25 protein-coding genes are annotated in these 19,720 nt (G+C 41.8%); 11 read left to right on the plus strand and 14 right to left on the minus strand.

From position 1 onward, the window contains the following. Window positions 1–60: 60 nt before the first annotated feature. Window positions 61–309 (plus strand): hypothetical protein, encoded by a 249-nt coding sequence (locus AC3KVK_RS00745; protein ID WP_518526921.1) that lies wholly within the window; start codon window positions 61–63, stop codon window positions 307–309. Between the two features lie 23 nt (window positions 310–332). Here the strand turns inward: AC3KVK_RS00745 and AC3KVK_RS00750 are convergent, their stop codons facing one another. Further along, window positions 333–797 (minus strand): hypothetical protein, encoded by a 465-nt coding sequence (locus tag AC3KVK_RS00750; protein WP_490312543.1) that lies wholly within the window; start codon window positions 795–797, stop codon window positions 333–335. A 152-nt stretch (window positions 798–949) separates the two neighbouring features. Between AC3KVK_RS00750 and AC3KVK_RS00755 the strand changes: the two genes are divergently transcribed. Further along, window positions 950–1,513 carry a helix-turn-helix domain-containing protein gene (locus AC3KVK_RS00755; RefSeq protein ID WP_490312542.1) on the plus strand — a complete coding sequence of 188 codons (564 nt, stop codon included), beginning with the start codon at window positions 950–952 and terminating at the stop codon, window positions 1,511–1,513. A gap of 82 nt (window positions 1,514–1,595) precedes the next feature. Here AC3KVK_RS00755 and hpf read toward each other — a convergent pair whose 3' ends face one another. The 8 genes from hpf to AC3KVK_RS00795 form a co-directional block, all read right to left on the minus strand. Continuing rightward, the gene (gene hpf / locus AC3KVK_RS00760) at window positions 1,596–1,952 is read right to left on the minus strand and encodes a ribosome hibernation-promoting factor, HPF/YfiA family (protein WP_086745878.1); all 357 of its coding nucleotides are present in this window, start codon (window positions 1,950–1,952) and stop codon (window positions 1,596–1,598) included. 315 nt (window positions 1,953–2,267) lie between these two features. Further along, window positions 2,268–3,038, minus strand: coding sequence for a 3'(2'),5'-bisphosphate nucleotidase CysQ (cysQ, locus tag AC3KVK_RS00765; RefSeq protein ID WP_490312541.1), 771 nt, complete (start codon window positions 3,036–3,038; stop codon window positions 2,268–2,270). A 5-nt stretch (window positions 3,039–3,043) separates the two neighbouring features. Then, entirely contained in the window at window positions 3,044–3,640 is a 597-nt protein-coding gene (gene cysC / locus AC3KVK_RS00770; RefSeq protein ID WP_490312540.1) for an adenylyl-sulfate kinase, read from the minus strand. A gap of 9 nt (window positions 3,641–3,649) precedes the next feature. Beyond that, window positions 3,650–5,377, minus strand: coding sequence for an SLC13 family permease (locus tag AC3KVK_RS00775; protein WP_490312539.1), 1,728 nt, complete (start codon window positions 5,375–5,377; stop codon window positions 3,650–3,652). Window positions 5,378–5,414: 37 nt separating this feature from the next. Beyond that, a complete protein-coding gene (gene cysN, locus AC3KVK_RS00780) occupies window positions 5,415–6,839 on the minus strand; it encodes a sulfate adenylyltransferase subunit CysN (protein ID WP_490312538.1) in 1,425 nt (474 codons plus the stop codon). After that, entirely contained in the window at window positions 6,839–7,738 is a 900-nt protein-coding gene (cysD, locus tag AC3KVK_RS00785) for a sulfate adenylyltransferase subunit CysD (protein ID WP_490312537.1), read from the minus strand. Before cysD ends, cysN begins: the two co-directional genes overlap by 1 nt. 32 nt (window positions 7,739–7,770) lie before the next feature. Then, window positions 7,771–9,192, minus strand: a complete 1,422-nt coding sequence (gene cysG / locus AC3KVK_RS00790; protein WP_490312536.1) for a siroheme synthase CysG — start codon at window positions 9,190–9,192, stop codon at window positions 7,771–7,773. A gap of 237 nt (window positions 9,193–9,429) precedes the next feature. Continuing rightward, complete coding sequence (locus AC3KVK_RS00795; RefSeq protein ID WP_490312535.1) at window positions 9,430–9,822, minus strand: VOC family protein; 393 nt, start codon at window positions 9,820–9,822, stop codon at window positions 9,430–9,432. Window positions 9,823–9,936: 114 nt separating this feature from the next. Between AC3KVK_RS00795 and AC3KVK_RS00800 the strand changes: the two genes are divergently transcribed. Beyond that, window positions 9,937–10,479: a GNAT family N-acetyltransferase gene (locus tag AC3KVK_RS00800; protein WP_490312534.1), complete on the plus strand. Its 543-nt coding sequence runs from the start codon at window positions 9,937–9,939 to the stop codon at window positions 10,477–10,479. Here the strand turns inward: AC3KVK_RS00800 and AC3KVK_RS00805 are convergent. Then, window positions 10,465–11,175: a transporter substrate-binding domain-containing protein gene (locus AC3KVK_RS00805; RefSeq protein ID WP_490312533.1), complete on the minus strand. Its 711-nt coding sequence runs from the start codon at window positions 11,173–11,175 to the stop codon at window positions 10,465–10,467. The genes AC3KVK_RS00800 and AC3KVK_RS00805 overlap by 15 nt on opposite strands. Before the next feature lie 302 nt (window positions 11,176–11,477). Between AC3KVK_RS00805 and AC3KVK_RS00810 the strand changes: the two genes are divergently transcribed. The 7 genes from AC3KVK_RS00810 to AC3KVK_RS00840 all read left to right on the plus strand — a co-directional run bounded on the left by AC3KVK_RS00810 (window position 11,478) and on the right by AC3KVK_RS00840 (window position 13,890). Then, a complete protein-coding gene (locus tag AC3KVK_RS00810; protein ID WP_490312527.1) occupies window positions 11,478–11,621 on the plus strand; it encodes a hypothetical protein in 144 nt (47 codons plus the stop codon). Window positions 11,622–11,651: 30 nt separating this feature from the next. Beyond that, window positions 11,652–11,795, plus strand: coding sequence for a hypothetical protein (locus tag AC3KVK_RS00815; RefSeq protein WP_490312532.1), 144 nt, complete (start codon window positions 11,652–11,654; stop codon window positions 11,793–11,795). Window positions 11,796–11,959: 164 nt separating this feature from the next. Next, window positions 11,960–12,409: an SRPBCC family protein gene (locus tag AC3KVK_RS00820; protein WP_490312531.1), complete on the plus strand. Its 450-nt coding sequence runs from the start codon at window positions 11,960–11,962 to the stop codon at window positions 12,407–12,409. 202 nt (window positions 12,410–12,611) lie between these two features. Beyond that, window positions 12,612–12,755, plus strand: a complete 144-nt coding sequence (locus AC3KVK_RS00825; protein ID WP_490312530.1) for a hypothetical protein — start codon at window positions 12,612–12,614, stop codon at window positions 12,753–12,755. 30 nt (window positions 12,756–12,785) lie between these two features. Next, the gene (locus AC3KVK_RS00830) at window positions 12,786–12,929 is read left to right on the plus strand and encodes a hypothetical protein (RefSeq protein ID WP_490312529.1); all 144 of its coding nucleotides are present in this window, start codon (window positions 12,786–12,788) and stop codon (window positions 12,927–12,929) included. Between the two features lie 165 nt (window positions 12,930–13,094). Further along, window positions 13,095–13,544 carry an SRPBCC family protein gene (locus tag AC3KVK_RS00835; RefSeq protein WP_490312528.1) on the plus strand — a complete coding sequence of 150 codons (450 nt, stop codon included), beginning with the start codon at window positions 13,095–13,097 and terminating at the stop codon, window positions 13,542–13,544. 202 nt (window positions 13,545–13,746) lie between these two features. Continuing rightward, window positions 13,747–13,890: a hypothetical protein gene (locus tag AC3KVK_RS00840; protein ID WP_490312527.1), complete on the plus strand. Its 144-nt coding sequence runs from the start codon at window positions 13,747–13,749 to the stop codon at window positions 13,888–13,890. Between the two features lie 286 nt (window positions 13,891–14,176). Here AC3KVK_RS00840 and AC3KVK_RS00845 read toward each other — a convergent pair whose 3' ends face one another. The 3 genes from AC3KVK_RS00845 to AC3KVK_RS00855 all read right to left on the minus strand — a co-directional run bounded on the left by AC3KVK_RS00845 (window position 14,177) and on the right by AC3KVK_RS00855 (window position 17,525). Then, on the minus strand, window positions 14,177–15,082 hold the full coding sequence (locus AC3KVK_RS00845; RefSeq protein WP_490312526.1) for an NYN domain-containing protein: 906 nt from the start codon (window positions 15,080–15,082) through the stop codon (window positions 14,177–14,179). 87 nt (window positions 15,083–15,169) lie between these two features. Continuing rightward, complete coding sequence (locus AC3KVK_RS00850; RefSeq protein WP_490312525.1) at window positions 15,170–16,636, minus strand: cobyric acid synthase; 1,467 nt, start codon at window positions 16,634–16,636, stop codon at window positions 15,170–15,172. A 49-nt stretch (window positions 16,637–16,685) separates the two neighbouring features. Continuing rightward, window positions 16,686–17,525 (minus strand): SDR family NAD(P)-dependent oxidoreductase, encoded by an 840-nt coding sequence (locus tag AC3KVK_RS00855; protein ID WP_490312524.1) that lies wholly within the window; start codon window positions 17,523–17,525, stop codon window positions 16,686–16,688. Between the two features lie 140 nt (window positions 17,526–17,665). Between AC3KVK_RS00855 and AC3KVK_RS00860 the strand changes: the two genes are divergently transcribed. Further along, window positions 17,666–18,577 (plus strand): collagenase, encoded by a 912-nt coding sequence (locus tag AC3KVK_RS00860; protein WP_490312523.1) that lies wholly within the window; start codon window positions 17,666–17,668, stop codon window positions 18,575–18,577. Window positions 18,578–18,641: 64 nt separating this feature from the next. Here the strand turns inward: AC3KVK_RS00860 and AC3KVK_RS00865 are convergent, their stop codons facing one another. After that, on the minus strand, window positions 18,642–19,712 hold the full coding sequence (locus AC3KVK_RS00865) for a hemin-degrading factor (RefSeq protein WP_490312522.1): 1,071 nt from the start codon (window positions 19,710–19,712) through the stop codon (window positions 18,642–18,644). Window positions 19,713–19,720: the final 8 nt, after the last annotated feature.

Genomic DNA, 19,720 nt, shown 5'->3' on the forward strand with positions numbered 1-19,720 from the left:
GTGAACATAGCTATGATGAAATTGATAATCACGACGTATTTATGGGAAATATGCGCTTTAATGAGTGAAAAATTGATGAAAAATGCTCGTTTAATCAGGATGTTAAAGGTTGTCATGTTTTGTGGCGTTGGCTTGATATTATTGGGGCATTATTTGTTATCAGGCCTAAAATTACATGAAACCATGGGGGTTAGGGGGATAATGATTATCGCAGCGTGTATTGCGATAGGGTTGATCATGTCTTTACCAACCAAAATTTATTTAACCATAGTGCTCATGAAAAATGAGCAAGAACACAGTAATCACTAGGGCATTCCTGTGTCTGTTTAAATTTAAAGGCTCTGCTGTGCCAATTGTAGCGAGTCATGCCGGGTTCCGGTTAATTTGATTAACCAAATATTGTCGCCGAAGGTGCGGCTAAAATACACCGTTTGTCCACTTGGGATGCTTGGCATAAATGAAGTTATGGATTGCCACTCCCCCTCTATTTTGTCTTTTAACTTCATCGCGGCATTAAAATATGCACCATCTTCAGTGGTGAGCACTTCTAATGCAGTGAGTTGTTCAGTTTCTCCCATTTCGATTAATGCACTTTTACCTAACAAAGTAATTAGCCGAGGCTGGTGGATTGGTGCTTTAGACTTCAGTGTGTGTTCGATTTTACTGTCGATGGAGATGTCATTTTCAAGTTGATAAATATCTGCTTTGACGGCAAAAACAGGTTCGGCGTAAGCCATGTTACTTGCTAAGAGTAGCGGAGCAAAAAAAGCGATAAGCCAAGTAGTTGTTATGTTCATTGTTTTATTTCCATGTAATTAAGATGTGCTAATCATAAGTCGAATCGGGCTGAAATAATCTATAACTTATTAATATTCATGATATTCATATTATTATTAGCGATGAATAGTCTGACAGGGGCTAGGTCTTGGGCGGCTTTTTAGTGATAATAATGGCAAATAAAAACAAATATTGTGATGGGATTATGCAGTCATTAGGAAATGAGCTCAAGCGTTTGAGGACACTAAAAAATTGGACTCAAGCGTATGCTGCAAGAGAGATTGGAATCCAGCAGTCTTATCTATCAAAATTAGAAAACGGGCAGTTTATTCCTTCAAATGAAGTGTTAGCAAAATTATCGCTTTGCTATGAGGTTAGCTTCGACGACTTTGTACCACTTTCGCTACATGTTACCCCTGCGCTTAGTCGAGTGTATCTTTTGGGTATTCTTGCGCTTAGTTGTTCTGTGGTAATCGGTTTGAGTGCGCAATTTGAATTGTTTTATCCAGAAACGTATTTCACTTATCACGCAAAGTCAGAATTATTTTGGGCGGTGAATGTCACGGATCATTATCGTGGAGAACAGTTTATTGAAGGTGATGTTATTTATGAAATTATAGGCGAACGAAAGGTGAGCCAATATCAGAATCGTGTATTGAATGCGCTGGCTTTATTATTGATGTGTGTGGGTAGCGGTTTGTTCATTTTTAAACGGTTTTATAAAACTCGGCGTTAATTAGAGCGGATTTTTATTGGTAACGATGCTTTGAGGGTAAAAAAAAGGCCCTTGAGGGGCCTTTTGGAAAAGACGGACAAACTTAGTTAAGTTCCATCTCTTGAATAATCTCGTGCGCAATTTCGGGCGTGGTGCTGACAGGTTTATCGTGTAAGTTCGCTTTAAGTTGGCCTTTACGATGCTTGAGTGCAGCATCTAATTTTTTCGCAGCCGCTGAAATAGCTGGATACATTACATCATTCTCGCCGGTCGCTGAGATACGTGCGCCTTCATAAATAGTGCTGATTTCAACCTGATGCTGATTGTGTTCCTTCGAAATAATAATGTCTAATGCAATTAAAGATGGAAAGTGACTCGCAATTTTCGAAAACTTTTCTTCGACATGTTCTCTAACTGAAGCAGTAACGTCGACATGATGACCTGAAACATTTATTTTCATAGGTTTTCCTTTTTATTGTTACTTCACTATTAGAGTTTGGGGTATGTTGGCTAAAACACAAGGCAATAACGAATAATAATTGATGTGCATCACAAAAAAGTAACGTTTAGAGCAAAATAGCAGCAGGTTAGTTGTTTTTTTGCTCAGTTAGCGGCTTGTTTTATATCCATTTAATTCTGTTACAAAACTATATCGGCTGTTCATATTGCAGGTTAGACTGTGGGATAAACAAAAAATACGATGAAATTTAGTGATTTCATCGTATTTCAATTAAGCATGAAAATTGTTTCAGAACTTTCTTAAGCGTTTCAAATCTTAGTCTTGTAAAGCAGAAACAATAAAGTAGGGGTTCAAATATTCCGCTTTGGTGTTGTAACGCAGCGGTGAGCCGTCTACTTGCGTGACTGAGGCGCCGGCTATTTCTGCAACAGCATGGCCTGCGCCGGTATCCCATTCTGAGGTGAGGCCTAAGCGTGGATAAATATCGGCTTTGCCTTCGGCGACTAAGCATAATTTGAGGGAGCTGCCGGTGGGTACCATCTCAACGTCATCAAATTGCGTTAAGTATTGCGCTAAGTCTGGCGAAGGATGTGAACGACTACCGACGACTCGAATTAATCCTGAGTTCACTTTTTTCGTGACACTCAGTTTGGTGCGTTGTTGGCCATCATCTTTGAATGCGCCTAACTCGGTTGCAGCAAAGTAGGTTACGCCCAGAGCTGGTGCATCAACAGCGGCTAGGATCGGCTGGCCATTGTCGATTAAAGCGATATTGACGGTGAATTCGCCATTTTTCTTAATGAACTCTTTTGTGCCATCGATGGGGTCGACCAGCCAATATTGTTGCCAAGTTTGGCGTTCCTCCCAGCTAATATTGGCGCTTTCTTCACTTAAAATGGGTAAATCAGGAGTGAGTGTTTTCAAGCCTTTAACTATGACAGCATGGGCAGCTAAATCAGCGTCAGTCACTGGGCTATCATCGCCTTTGTATTCGATGTTGAAATCTTTTTCATAAATCACCATCGCCGCTTGCCCTGCTTGACGCGCAAGAATGACGATATGCTCTAATAAATCAGGTTGAGTCATGCTTATCACTTAATTATTTGCTGCGTTTTAAGGTAATCGACGAGTTGCGCGACAGAATCGCTTAATTGATTCTTGCTGGTATCGAGCACAACTTCGGGGTTTTTTGGGATTTGGTATTCAGAATCAATCCCTGTGAAATGTTTAATTTCCCCCGCGCGAGCTTTTACGTACAAGCCTTTAGGATCGCGCTCTTCGCAAACAGAGAGGGGTGTGTCGAGGAAGACCTCAATAAATTCATCTTCACCAACTAATTCACGTACCATTTGGCGCTCGGCACTAAATGGTGAAATAAATGCAGTTAGTACCACTAAACCGGCATCAAGCATCAGTTTGGCGACTTCACCAACACGGCGGATGTTTTCTTGGCGATCAGCATCACTAAAAGCGAGGTCTTTACACAATCCATGACGAACATTGTCGCCATCGAGTAAATAGGTGTGCACACCCGCTTGGTGTAGCGCATGCTCAAGTGCACCCGCAACGGTGCTCTTACCTGACCCTGAAAAGCCAGTAAACCAAATAATGCAAGGGCGATGCTGTTTTTGTGATGATCTGTCTTGCTTTGAAACGGCATAATTTTGCCAAACAATATTGTTATCCACTTTTAACCCTTATTTAAATGGAAAAACCATTGGAATCACTGTTAGTACTGTAATTGAGTAAATCAGTGACATAGGTACGCCAATAGTAAAATAATCTCGCAGGCGATAATTACCTGCACTGTAAACCATTAAGTTTGTTTGATAACCAAATGGAGAAATAAAACTAGCAGATGCGCCAAATGCAACCGCCATTATGTATGGCAATGGATTAACATCAAAACCAATCGCTAAGGCGTAGGCGACCGGAAAAGAGAGGGCCGCAGCCGCATTATTGGTGATCATTTCAGTAAAGATCACGGTCATAATAAAGATGGCAATAAATGCACCATAAGGGCCAAAATCACCCAGTACATATAACATGGCAGTTGAAATTTCTGAGGCAACACCTGTGCCGATCATCAATTTAGCCAAGCCAATCGCACTGCCAACAACCACAAGTAATTCTAACGGAAAGCGGCGCTTCACTTCATTGATACGCACCACACCGGTGAGCATATAAGCAATTAATAACACCAATAGCCCTTTGACTAATGGCACCACACCCGCAATGCCTAACCCTAAAGTGGCAATGAAGGAGGCTAAGACTACAAAGGACTTTTTATCATTGAGATGCGTTTGCAGATCAAGCCCTGAAATATACACAAACTCTCGCTTTAAATCTGTGGTGTCATAAAACTTAGCGCTAGGCGCTAAAATAAGCGAGTCCCCAGCTTGCAAGCGAATTTGACCTAGGCCGCCTTGTAAGCGGTCATGACCACGTCGAATAGCAATAACAGCGGCGTTAAACTGTTCACGAAAACGAGCTTCTTTGAGGGTTTTACCAATGTTTTTAGAGGAGTGACTGACGACCACTTCGACTAAATGTTCAATGCGCATGTCGTGTTTATCATGCAGTACCTTTAAACCGTCAAACTGAGTGAGTAAAGGCACCGATTTAATATCGCCGACAAACAATAAAATATCGCCTTGTTGCAGGATTTCTTTGGGAGAAACAGCCACGATGCGTTGTTCAGCACGAATAATTTCAGCTAAAAACAAATCTTTTAAATCTCGAAGGCCATTTTGTTCAACACTCTGGCCAATCAGTTTGGAGTGGGCTTGAATTTTCCCTTCAACATAAAAAGGCACGACTTCTTGATCGGCACGACCGTTGTCGGGTAAAAAACGCACCAAAAACAGCAAGCTCACTAAACCTACTGAAAAAGCAGCTAAACCCACCAAGGTAAAATCAAAAAAACCTAATGGTGCCATACCCGCTTCGATGGCAAAGCCATTGACAATCAGATTGGTCGAAGTACCAATTAATGTTAGCGTCCCCCCTAAAATGGCCGTATAGCTCAAAGGAAGTAATAGCTTTGAAGGGGCGTGTGTCGGGTTGTCTTTAACTGCAGAAATCAACGTCGCAACCACGGCGGTATTGTTGGTAAATGAAGATAAAAAACCCGTCGAAATGCCTAATTTTGCGACAGTTTTGAGCAAGCTGCCGTTTGCAAGTGAGTGCGACAGCTTTTGTACTAAGGTGGTTTTTTCAATCCCGATAGAGACCACCACCAATAGGATGAGTGTGATCAGTGAAGGGTTGGCGAAATTCACCAGCATTTGCTCAAGTTCAATCAGCCCAGTTAAAAAACAAGCGCCGATGGCGGCTGCAAATAACCAGGCAGGCCTAAGCTTGGTGCCAAAGAGGCACCCGACAAGCGTAAGCATGATCCCGGTTAATACAAGTTGCTGATACATTATGAATTATTTCCAAACTGGGCCGGAGCCCAGTTGACTATTTAAGCTTTGCAATGTCAATGGCTTGCCAATGAGGATAATGCTTACGGATAAAGGCATTAAGCTCAAGCTCTTGTTGACTAAAGCGACTTTCATGGACTTCACTGGCGAGCACTTGTTCAATCATACCTGCAGCCACTGTTAAGTTACTTAAGCGATCGATTAAGATAAATGCACCGGTTTCGTGGTTGTTGTGGTACTCATCAGCTAAGACATTTTCAGTGAGTTCCAGTGTGACAATTGCGATTTCATTTAGTTGCAATGAATCTGCTTGTCCATGTTCGAGTGTATTTACATCAATGGTGTGATCAATACGCGTGACCGTAGCCGTGGTATTTTTACTGCTAATTTTGATATTGTAGCTTTTACCTAACACCAAAGGAGCTTCATGCATCCAAACTAGTTTTGTTTGGAAGCGATTACTCACTTTAGCTTGAGACTCGGCAGGAACAATGACATCGCCACGGCTTATATCGATCTCTGAAGTTAGGGTGAACGTAACCGCTTGGCCCACTTCTGCACGCGGTAAGTTGCCATCAAAGGTGACGATCTCTTTGATTGATGATGTTTTACCCGATGGTAAAACTTTTACTGCATCACCCACATTAAACTCACCCGAGGTAATTGTACCTTGGAAGCCTCGAAAATTTAGGTTCGGGCGAATCACATACTGAACCGGCAAGCGAGCTTCTGAATCGTGGTTCGCTAAGGTTGCAGGCGAATCTTCAAGTAATTCGAGCAATGGTTTGTCTGTGTAATATGGAGTATGTTCAGAGCGTGTTACGACGTTGTCACCACGCAGAGCAGACATAGGCACAAACTTAATATTGCTAACATTTAATTGCTCAGCAAACTTTAAGTAATCAGCTTTGATTTTTTCATACACCGCTTCATCAAAATCAACGATATCCATTTTATTGATCGCAACAACAAATTGTTGGATCCCTAATGAATCACAAATAAAACTGTGGCGTTTTGTTTGAACTTGTACACCGTAACGTGCGTCAACCAAAATAATTGCCAAGTCGCTGTTTGAGGCGCCAGTCACCATGTTGCGAGTATATTGTTCGTGCCCTGGAGTATCGGCAATGATGAACTTACGTTTTGCGGTAGAAAAATAGCGGTACGCGACATCGATAGTGATGCCTTGCTCGCGCTCAGCTTGCAAGCCATCGACTAATAACGCTAAATCAAGTTCTTCACCTGCGTTACCTACTTTTTCATTATCTTTATGTAATGCGGCAAGTTGATCTTCATAAATTTGGTGGCTGTCGTGTAATAGGCGACCAATCAAAGTTGATTTACCATCGTCTACACTGCCACAGGTTAATAAACGCAGTAAGCTTTTGTCTTGTTGGCGAGCTAAATAAGCTTCTACGCCTAATGCTTTGACTTCGTTAATGGTGTCGTTGGTTTTAGACATTAGAAATACCCCTCACGTTTTTTCTTCTCCATTGATCCTGCTGAATCATGATCAATGACGCGGCCTTCACGCTCTGATGAAGTTGAAAGCAGCATTTCTTCAATAATTCCTGCTAATGTATCGGCGGTCGACTCAACTGCACCCGTTAATGGATAGCAGCCTAATGTACGAAAACGCACTGATTTCATCTGCGGCACTTCACCTTCTTCAAGTGGCATACGTTCATCATCAACCATGATTAACGTACCATCGCGTTCCACTACCGGACGCTCTTTGGCTAAATACAAAGGCACCATGTCGATGTTTTCTTGGTAAATGTATTGCCAGATATCAAGCTCAGTCCAGTTTGATAATGGGAAAACACGAATGCTCTCACCTGGGTTTACTTGGCTGTTATACGTGCTCCAAAGCTCAGGACGTTGATTTTTAGGATCCCAACGATGGTGTTTGTCGCGGAATGAGTACACACGCTCCTTGGCTCGAGATTTTTCTTCGTCACGGCGAGCGCCACCAAATGCAGCATCAAAGCCGTATTTATTGAGGGCTTGCTTTAAACCTTGAGTTTTCATAACGTCAGTGTGTTTAGCTGAACCATGCGTAAATGGACCAACACCCATTGCAATGCCTTCAGGGTTTTTGTGTACGATTAAGTCAAAGTCATATTCTTTGGCTAAACGGTCACGAAATTCGATCATTTCTTTAAATTTCCAGTCTGTATCAACGTGCAGTAAAGGAAACGGGATTTTTGCAGGGTAAAAGGCTTTACGCGCTAAATGTAATAGCACAGATGAATCTTTACCTATTGAATAAAGCATCACTGGGTTTTCAAACTCAGCGGCGACTTCTCGCATTATTTTGATACTTTCAGCTTCGAGTTGCTGAAGGTGTGTTAAAGCCATGGTTGACCTTCCTAACAATAATTAAAATTTAGTTATGCTATGTCTGTTAGCGGTTGCGCAAAACTGCTGGTTTGCTGTTGTTTTCCAAACCATGCGAGTTCTTGATGAAGTTGCGCAACTTCACCAATAATTAAAAGAGCTGGTGACTGAATTTCATTGTGCTCAATCAGCTCAGCGAGTGAACCTAATTGACCTGTAACAACACGCTGGTTCTTACGAGTGCCATTTTCAACAATGGCGACCGGTGTTGTTGCTGCGCGGCCGTGTTCGAGTAATTTTGCTTGTATATACGGCGACTTTACGACACCCATATACACGGCAAGGGTTTGATAAGGTTGCGCTAATGAGTGCCAATTCAAATCTTGGCCATCTTTTTTACAGTGCCCGGTTACAAATTGAATAGCTTGCGCATGATCACGGTGGGTCAGTGGAATACCTGCATAAGCGGCACAACCTGCTGCCGCAGTAATACCCGGCACAATTTGATAGCGGACTTGCTGAGCAGCTAATACCTGAACTTCTTCACCGCCTCGGCCATAAATAAATGGGTCGCCCCCTTTAATCCGGCACACTTTTTTGCCTTCTTTAGCTAAGCGTACTAACAGCTGATTGGTATCGTGTTGCTCGACGCTATGATTGCCCATGCGTTTACCCACACAAATCAAATCGGCATCGCGGCGCACTAATTCCATAATTTCATCTGAGACTAAATAGTCATAAACCACCACATCGGCTTGTTGCATCAGTTGTAGGGCTTTAAGTGTCAGTAGTTCAGGATCGCCGGGACCTGCCCCAATCACATACACTTCACCTTGCGGCTCTACAGTGTGATTGAGCATTGTATCGAGTTGTGCTGTGGCGGCTTCTAAATCGCCAGTTTGTACTTTACTGACTACATTTGAATCAAAAACACTTTCCCAAAATTGGCGGCGATCAGAAAACTGCTTAAAACGTTGTTTTACTTTATGGCGAAAACTGCCGACTAACTCTGCTAATGGGCCAATATGCTGTGGAATCAACGTCTCGAGTTTTTCACGTAAGCGTCTGGCAAGTACAGGAGCTGTACCTGCACTGGAAATTGCAATGGTGATCGGGTTGCGATCAACGATTGACGGGAAAATGAAGCTGCATTTAGGTTGATCATCCACCACATTGACAAAAATATTTCGTTCATTAGCCGCATTAAAAACGGCTTCGTTTATCTCATTGATGTCTGTTGCGGCGATAACGAGCATTTGACCATCAAGTTGTGCTGGATTAAAAAAGTCATGGATAAGAGCGACGGTGTTTTCTTGCGCCATTTCAAGTAATTCATGGCAGAACTCTGGAGCCACTAAAGTCACGTTGGCACGAGCTTGTAATAAAGCGCGGCATTTTCGCAGTGCAACATCACCCCCACCGATGATAAGCACCGGTTTATTATCTAATTTGGTAAAAATAGGTAAATACTGCACTGAACGTTCCTCAACTAACACCGAACTAGCCACTCAATCAGGCTATGACCATGGCAGAATATGCTGGGGCGGGGCAAGTAAAAAATAATTAATAATGCATCCATATTCTAAAAAGTTATATGCTGACTTTAATTTTGGTTTAAGCGCCATTATTTAGGCGCTTAAACGTTATTTTGCATTATTATTTACGGTTATAATCCCACTAGAGTGTTTGGTTATGAGATATATTTTTCAAGTTTATTTTCGCTCAATTAGATCCCATTTATTACCATATAGATCTTGTAAGACTACGACTGTTGCATAACTCTCCTCGCGAGGTTGCTCACAGAACTCAACTCCTGCGTTTTTCATCGCGGTATAATCAGTCCAAAAATCTTCTGTTTGTAAAAATAAAAAAACTCGACCGCCACTTTGGTTGCCCACAGCTGCACATTGTTCAGCCGTACTTGCTTTTGCTAGTAGCAGTGCTGTGCCTGCGTTGTTTTTTGGGGCGACTTGCACCCAACGCTTCCCTGAACCTAAGTCGGTATCTTCAAGTAACGCAAAACCCATTTTTTTAGTGTAAAAATCGATGGCTTGATCGTAATCTGTTACGAGTAAGCTGATATTTGCAATAGATTGTTGGTGCATTATTGCCTCTAGTCATATTGATAGGTGAATTTTTGGGGTAGCCCAGTGTACTGAAATCTGGATTAAATGGCTGGTAAAAGTTATTAACTAAAGTAAAAAAGGAGAACAATAAAGGTGCAACTAGAGACGCAAAGGTTAATTATACGGTCGTTATGCCAAGAGGATTGGCCATTTTTTCTCGCTTTACATCAAATGCCTTCAGTGATGGAATTTGTGGCGGATATAGAGCAAGAACCACAAATTTCAGCTCGCTTCAATGAGCGCTTGCAACCTTGGTCAAAAGAAAACCAAAGCTGGTTAACACTGGTGATAATTGAAAAAGAGTCAAATAAACCAATTGGTTTAACTGGCTTTTTATCTCGCTGGCATCCATATCAGCAAGCTGAGGTCGGTTTTTTGATTCATCCTGACCAGCAAGGGCTCGGTTATGGGTATGAATCTTTGCTCAGTATTCTTCATTTTGCTAGCGCTGGATGTGGCTTTCATAAAATGACCGCAACAGTGACAGAAGGCAATCAGGGCTCTGTTGCCTTGTTGAAAAAGGCTGGGTTTGAATTTGAGGGATGCATAAAAGATAACTACCGGATTAACAACCAATGGTGCCATGATTTACTCTTTGCTTATTGGCCGACAAAGCCGCTCTTAGCAGGTGTATAAATTTGTACATTGCCGTTGTGTTATGAAGTGATCTAAATATTCCGAAATAGCCAGAAGATGAGGGGATTTTTTAGAAATTTGAATATAAGTTGGAATGAGTTCTAAGGAGCGAAATTCTATTTGCTCTAACAGAAGGTGTCTTTTGTCATGAAAATTAAGCATTTCTTTGTGTTGAATATATCCGATATGGTGGGCCACACGCCCAAGTGCAAATAACTCTAACGCGTCTACCCCATTTTTTAGCTCGATAAATTGATAGCCTTGTTGCTCAAGTTTATCTCTTTGTCCTTCATAGTTATAGCCGCGTATAGCAGAAACCGTTTTTTGCTCAGCCATTGCTTTATTGGTCGCAAACGCCAAATTGATATGGTGAAATTGAGGCTTAATAACGACCGACTGTCCTTGCAATGCTTTGGTAGAAACGATATTTAAAATGATATCTACCTCGCCATTGGCAAAAAGTTTATACAGGCGCGCAGGTGTTATGCATAACACGTTTAGTTGTAGCGGACTATATAAAAACAGTTTGTTGAGTTGTGTCACTGCAGGTCCTTCGCACTCACCATCATGGTTTTGCGTTACATCAGGTGGAAATGGATATAAACCCACCGTTATTTCACTTTGTCCGTAGGCGGGGAGAATGCTACCAAACGCAATCAAAGTGAAGAAAATAAAAGAATAAATAGTGTACGCCACTTAATGCCTAGTAATGAAATAAACCATTGTTTTATCAATGACTAAATTTGAATCAAAAAACAGTTGATTATTATAGCAGCAATCAAAGAGACCAAAAGCAAGTATTGGCGGTTTTTCGGGGCCAAATTGGCTTTATGTGATCTTAATTAATGTGCGGTGTTTTTTTATCCGCTAATTTAACCCTTTATCCCCTCACTTTACCATTCATCACATAGTCATAAACAAGGTAAGCAATCTTGCCTACTATTACCTCAACGAAACGGCAAACAGCCACTTAATTTTAAATTTCAAAGGACATTATTATGACTTCTTCAAACATCATCGAATTTATAACTACATCAGTCTTAGCCGTTGCAGGCATCGCATTTTTAGCGACAGCAGGTATGGCGTCGGCAGTTGTCACAGGCACTGTTATTGCAGGCGGTTATATCTTAGCCACTCGTTAATTTAATTAAACACAACAGGAAGATTAAATAATGAATACATCATCAATGATTGAATCAATTGCAACCTCTGTTTTAGCGGTGGCAGGTATCGCTTTTTTAGCGACAGCAGGAATGGCGTCAGCCGTTTTAGCAGGCACAGTATTAGCAGGTGGGTATATTGTCGCAAACCGATAAATAATAACGGAAGAAACAAGGAGGCTGCCTATGCAGTTAATCCCCAAGCGAGAATAAAAAAGCACTGAACCTAAAGGTCAGTGCTTTTTTGTTATTATCGGTATTTATTGACTATGCTCTTAGCCAAGAATGCCTAACTAGCTAATAGGTAAAGGAAACTAAATATGAACATCACCGCAACGATACAAATCAATCGCCCAAAAACAGTTGTTTGGGCTGCTATAACCGATATCTCGCACTGGCAAACTATGATTGAAGGGATTCTCGACTTAACAGTCATTCATCAGCCATCAGAAGGGCTTGTTGGCCTAAAATGGGCAGAGACACGTCAAGTCTTTGGTAAAGAGTCGACCGAAACAATGTGGATCACTCAAGCCAAAGAGCAAGAATATTATTGCACCCGAGCAGAAAACTGTGGGGCAATCTACACAACTCGAATTTCACTCGACGAGGTTGCTGGAAAAACGCAGCTTACGATGTCTTTTCAGGGCAGTGCTGATGGAGTGATCATGAAGTGCATGACGGCCATCATGGGCTTTTTTATTAAAAAATCGATGTTTAAATTGATTGAAAAAGACTTACAAGATATTAAAGCGTTTGTAGAACACATTTGATGGGCACTTATAAAGTGCTCGCTGACTCTCTTTTTTAATCTAATATTTCGCTTTAGCGTTTAGATAATCCCGTATTCTGACCTTATATCACCCAACTTTACCATTCATCACATAGTCATAAACAAGGTAAGCAATCTTGCCTACTATTACCTCAACGAAACGGCAAACAGCCACTTAATTTTAAATTTCAAAGGATATTATTATGACTTCTTCAAACATCATCGAATTTGTAACTACATCAGTCTTAGCCGTTGCAGGCATCGCATTTTTAGCGACAGCAGGTATGGCATCAGCGGTTGTGACGGGCTCTGTTATCGCAGGCGGTTATATCTTAGTCACTCGTTAATTTAATTAAACACAACAGGAAGATTAAACAATGAATACATCATCAATGATTGAATCAATCGCAACCTCTGTTTTAGCAGTGGCTGGTATCGCTTTTTTAGCGACAGCAGGAATGGCGTCAGCGGTTTTAGCAGGCACAGTATTAGCGGGTGGGTATATTGTTGTAACTCGATAAAACAAAAAAAAGATAAACAAGGAGGCTGCCTATGCAGTTAATCCCCAAGCGAGAATAAAAAAGCACTGAACCTAAAGGTCAGTGCTTTTTTGTTATTATCGGTATTTATTGACTATGCTCTTAGCCAAGAATGTCTAACTAGCTAATAGGTAAAGGAAACTAAATATGAACATCACCGCAACGATACAAATCAATCGCCCAAAAACAGTTGTTTGGGCTGCTATAACCGATATCTCGCACTGGCAAACTATGATTGAAGGGATTCTCGACTTAACAGTCATTCATCAGCCATCAAAAGGGCTTGTTGGCCTAAAATGGGCAGAGACACGTCAAGTCTTTGGTAAAGAGTCGACCGAAACAATGTGGATCACTCAAGCCAAAGAGCAAGAATATTATTGCACCCGAGCAGAAAACTGTGGGGCAATCTACACAACTCGAATTTCACTCGACGAGGTTGCTGGAAAAACGCAGCTTACGATGTCTTTTCAGGGCAGTGCTGATGGAGTGATCATGAAGTGCATGACGGCCATCATGGGCTTTTTTATTAAAAAATCGATGTTTAAATTGATTGAAAAAGACTTACAAGATATTAAAGCGTTTGTAGAACACATTTGATGGGCACTTATAAAGTGCTCGCTGACTCTCTTTTTTAATCTAATATTTCGCTTTAGCGTTTAGATAATCCCGTATTCTGACCTTATATCACCCAACTTTACCATTCATCACATAGTCATAAACAAGGTAAGCAATCTTGCCTACTATTACCTCAACGAAACGGTAAACAGCCACTTAATTTTAAATTTCAAAGGACATTATTATGACTTCTTCAAACATCATCGAATTTATAACTACATCAGTCTTAGCCGTTGCAGGCATCGCATTTTTAGCGACAGCAGGTATGGCGTCGGCAGTTGTCACAGGTACTGTTATTGCAGGCGGTTATATCTTAGCAACCCGATAATTGACCCAAATAGAAAAGGAAAACTCAAAATGCACACTTCATCAATCATCGAGTCAATCGTAACATCAGCCTTAGCCGTTGTAGGCATCGCATTTTTAGCAACAGCTGGAATGGCGTAAGCCGTTTTAGCAGGCACAGTATTAGCGGGTGGGTATATTGTCGCAACTCGATAAAACAAAAAAAGATAAACAAGGAGGCTGCCTATGCAGTTAATCCTCAAGCGTGAATAAAAAGCACTGAACCCTTAAGGTTAGTGCTTTTTATTGAGTAAATCATGCGCTAAAATTTAATCTTCAAGAATAAAAATGTTCAGTGCTCTAGCTTCTTTTCCATTAGTTTCTTGCTTATTCTCTGCTTGAAAACCTAGTTTTGTTCCTTTATTGACCTTATTCCAGTCATTTAAATTAGTAAACTCACTTTTGTGAATGAAAAATCTGCCAATATCATTTACAACGAAACCAAATCCTTTTTCAGTCATTATTTTGTCTATTTTACCTTCCTGAATATCTTCTAGAGTACGTTTGAAATAACAGCGATCATTGGTTTCCTTGGTAATTTCAAATAGTTCATTTTTGGATTTTATTAATTTTTTTAAACTTCCTACTTGATAATTTCTGAAATCGAAAGAAGGATCTACACGTTTTAGTGCTGTCCCGAAATCACCAAGATAAGCCTCATCACTATCATTGCAGCACCTTTTGAATGCATCAAGCAACAAGCTATCTAGATCATTTTTCAAATTTGAAGTATTGGTACTTACATTTTTTAAATTTTCAACATCGACAAAGTTTTCACATGCCCTAATTAATCTTTCAGGTGATTTTTTCTCACCAATGACCATGGAGTAAACCCCATATTCTCGAATTCTTTGAGCTAAACTTGCAAAACCACCATCACTTGTTACTAAGCAAATAGCATTTACTCTGGAATTTATATTTATTAATTCAATCGCATCCATGATCAAAGCATGATCAGCATCATCTTTCTTAGTATAATGAAATTGTTGCTTTGGCCTTGACGCTGTGATTTCTAATACATTTTGCCAAGCTTTGCTGTTTGGTGCAGTCCAATCTGCATACACCCACTTTATCGCTACAGCGCCTAATTTTTCTACTTCAGCTAAAACATTAGAAAAATGCTCAGCTTTCACATTTTCTCCATCCACAAGAATTGCAAACGTTTTTTCTGCCATAAAAACTCCCTTTTAGAATTAAACAATATTAACTTATTGAGTTAATAAAATATATTTTTGTTTAAATTCAAAGGGAATACGTATTAATTATGTCAACTTCAGTAATGCCATAATCTGTTCAACGGGCCAGACTTTTTCAACCTCATCGGCTAAATAGTCGAGCTGTTGATCGCGAAAGGCAGCATAGTCGAATGAGGTAATGTGGGTAAGCCCTGCCCATGCTAACCAATGTTCGAGTAATGCTTGATTATCTAAAATACCGTGTAAATAAGTACCTTTTATTTGATCATCGTCACTTCGCGCACCTTCGGGAGTGCCACCTGTGAGCGTAAAAAGTGGGCGTGATAAAGCCTCACCTTGTGAAACGCCTAAATGAATTTCGTAGCCTTTAATGGGTGTTTGAGTGCTTTGGCAAACACCACTGACATTGGTGAGGGTTTTCTTACTCTGTAGCTCAGTGCTCATCGCTAGCAATCCAAGCCCTTTGGATTGGGTCGCTTGCGCTGATTCGATTGCGTGGGGGTCGCTAATGGTCTCGCCCAGCATTTGATAACCACCACAAATTCCAAGTACTTTTCCGCCATAGCGCAAATGTTGATTAAGCACCTGTGGCCAGCCTTGTTGCTTTAGCCAAGCTAAATCGGCTTGCACATTTTTGCTGCCAGGCAAAATAATTAAGTCGCTATGTGGTGCTTCGTTGGGTGTGCGGGCAAAGGTGAGCTCGACATTAGGGTGTAAGCGTAAAACATCAAAATCGGTATGATTGGATATACGAGGATAAACGACCACCGTTACTTTAATGTGATTGTTTTGATCGAGCGTTTGACTAAAGTCGATGGCATCTTCTGCTTCAATATGTAAATTTTGAATATAAGGAAGGGTTGCCAGTACAGGAATACCCAGACGTGCTTCAAGCCAATCTATACCAGGTTGTAATAAGCTAATATCCCCCCGAAATTTATTGATAATAAAGCCTTTTACTCGCTGTTGTTCGCTGGGGCTGAGTAAATCATAAGTTCCGACTAAATGAGCGAATACACCTCCTTTGTCAATATCGGCGACAATAATCACTGGGCAATCGGCTTCTTCTGCAAACCCCATGTTGGCGATATCGCGATCACGTAGGTTGATTTCAGCAGGGCTGCCCGCACCTTCAACAATCACGGCTTGATATTGCTCGGATAATCGCTGGTGGGCGGCCAATACATGGCCGAGCATTTTCGGTTTGTATTGATGATAATCAAAGGCATCAATGTTACCAATCGATTGACCGAGTAAGATCACTTGCGCGCCAATATCAGAGTTGGGTTTGAGTAGCACAGGGTTCATATCGACGTGCGGCGGCACTTTTGCTGCCTCGGCTTGTACTGCTTGAGCGCGGCCAATTTCGCCTCCTTCGGCTGTGACCGCACTGTTAAGTGCCATATTTTGAGGCTTGAAAGGCGCAACGTGAATTCCGTGGCGTACTAAAATGCGACAAAGTGCTGCAACAAGCACACTCTTCCCCGCGTCTGAGGTGGTGCCTTGCACCATTAATGTATTGGGGCTGTTCATTTTGCTTATCGATTAAATAGCGAATGTCCCGATTGTACCGTTAAATGGGTTAGCTCGCAGAGGGTTTATTGGCTCTATTTCGATATTTTTGCTTGTTTTTCTTACCAATTTTATACAGCAAGCCTCTAGTTGCACGGCGAAAGCGAGGAAATAAATAGCCGATGGTCGTGAGTGTGCCACTGAACCAAGGCATCGCTATTTCTGTTTTGTAAGAGGTACTCAAACGAAGCACATTCTCAGCGACTTGTTCAGGTGTCGACATGGGTTGGGAATAGACGATATCTTCAACCACGTCAATCTCTTCCATAATGAAACTGGTGTCGATAGGTCCAGGAGAAACCACCGCAACATTAATCTTTTGATTAATTAACTCATCATGTAGAGCGTAAGTGAATGTTCGCAAACCTGCCTTGGTTGCACTGTAAGTGGCCGCCCCTTGCAATGGCGCACGGCCAGCCAAAGAGCCAATCATCACAATCGAATTTTGATGATCGGCTGTAGAGGGAAGCATGTGAGGCAGCGCTAAGGCGCATAAGTAAATGGGTGCACGCAAGTTCACATCGACCATGGCCGCCATTTCGTGTGCGGTTTGGTCGCTAAACTCTCCTCGGTGATGTAAACCAGCATTATTTATCAGCACATTAATTTTACCAAAGTGCTGAACGGCTTCATTGATAATGGTTTGACAATCAGTAAGTTGGCCGATATCTGCACGTAAGGTGAGAATTTGGCAATGAGGAAACTGCAGCATGAGCTCATGGGCTTGCTGCTCTAAAGCTGCTAACCCTCTGGCGACGAGGACTAAATTCGCCCCTTGTGCAGCATACATTTTTGCACAAGCAGCACCCACACCTTTTGATGCCCCAGTAATCACAACGGTTAGACTCATCTTAATGTGGCCTTTTATTTTTATTCTTGAAGTTTGAGCTTACTGCGCCCGTTCGTAATGTCAAAGCAAACTTAGCGGCTTTACATTGCGAACAGTGAGTGATTAAATGTGGATATTGTATGCAATAATGGTTAATTAACATGAAACTAAAAAGTATTGGGTTAAGTCTTTCTTTGGCTGGGTTGGTCGCGTGCAGTCAAACCTCCATTGCGCCCGATCCAGCACCACAGGCAGGCAGTTTAGCGGCGGTATTGAATCAAGTGCATGACTGCAGCCCGAGTATTACGCTACGTTCGCAAGCGCTCGATCCCACCCAAATAGAGCAAGCGTGTACGATGCTGGCAGAGCAAGAGGCGTTATTTCATCGTACCTTTAACACCTTAGGTAAACCTGTTGCCAATGACAATAATGATAATATGCGCGCCAACATTTATGCTGATCGCGATGCTTATGTGCAATACGTCACATTGCATTTTGATGTTCCAAGCGATAATGGTGGCATGTACCTCGAAGGATTGCCTCATTTAGCTGATAACCATGCTGAATTTGTGGCGTATGAACGCAATGGCGGGATATGGAATTTACGCCATGAATACATTCATTACCTTGATGGGCGTTTTAATATGTATGGCGACTTTTGCGCGTCATTACATGACTCGCATTCTGCGCCAGAATATTGCCCGCAGCCAGCTCCTTTGTTGCCACATATAGTATGGTGGAGTGAAGGCGTAGCAGAATATATTGCGCATCAACAAGATAACCCTCGAGCGATTAAAAATGGGGCGAAGCAAAGCTACCAACTTAGTGAATTGTTCAATACGAGTTATGAGCAGAACGGGGGCTCGGAACGCGTATACGATTGGGGATATTTAGCAGTGCGCTTTATGATGGAGCGCCACCGTGATCAAATTGAGGTGATGCTTAGTTTGACTCGTCAAGGGTTTTACAGTCGTTATCAAGCGTTGGTGAAACAATGGGGCACTCAATATGATGATGAATTTAGCCAATGGCTCACTGAACGCGTGGCTGAGTTGCCCACAGAGTCGCGTTAAAACAAGATAAAAAAGCCAACTTATTGGTGGATAAGTTGGCTTTGCCTGAGGTTGTTGGAAACGTTTAAGCTACCTGTGTCGCTCGCTGTTGATTGGCATATTTACTGGCCGTGTCAGCCAGTAGTGATTGCCAATCTTGATTGACGGCTTTACCTTCATCACGGCGGCCAAATAAGGTCAGCACTGTCTCGCCTTGCGCATCAAAAAACTCAACTGAACTAATGATATTTTGACCTTTATCGGTGGGTTTATGCACAAGCCATGCTTGTGCAAGTTGTTCAGTATCGACATGTAAATTAAACTCACTATCGAGTACGTTAAACCAATTATTAAACCATTTTAAATTGTCGAGGTAGCCTGAGAAAATCTGCACCGCGCCTGGGTTCCCGACAAACACCATTATTTCGATTTGATCATTGCGAACTTGATCGAGAATGACTTCAAGCACTGTTTTTGATAGCGGTTGCGCCCACTGTTGCCCAACCAAATTAAGTGCTTGTAAACGACCTACTTGGTGTTTTTCGAGCATCTTCGGGAAGTCATGAACATCTTGCAGTTGCTGCCAATCAGCTTGCAACGCCTCAATGTTGACAGCCTCATCGGCCAGCATTTGTGTATTTGTTTTTGGTTGTGGCGTTAATTGTAATGGTTGCAAAGAGGTCGCTTTAAATTCATTGATTAGCTGCTGAAATGCCTCTAAGTTAGTTGCTGTTGTACTAAATATTTTTTGTACCGCATTGCCTTCATGATCAAAAAATTGGAGGCTGGTATGTTTGTCGGTGATGTGTGCAAAAGCGCTGTGCCATTTGTATAAAAATAGGCGTAAATCAATTCCACCAGGGTTGATGGCAATGGCCACCTCTTTATCACCGTGCTTATTGACGTACAGTTTTTCATACTGGCCGGTTAACTCATGTACCACTGCATTATTGCGAGTGAGCGCCATGACGGTACCCACATTCTTAAGCTTTTTAAGTATTTCAGAAAAGCGAGGTTCAAGGCGAAAAACAGTCTCACCGACTTGCAGATCAAGCAATTGTGCTTCTGATATGCCCAGTTTTTCTGCGGCGTCACGGGCTCTTAGGCGCGGGTTTTCGACCTGCATGGCTTGGTATTGTTGAAGTAATGAAGTCATGATCTTTC

This window comes from Pseudoalteromonas sp. J2K-J979 (assembly GCF_058169715.2).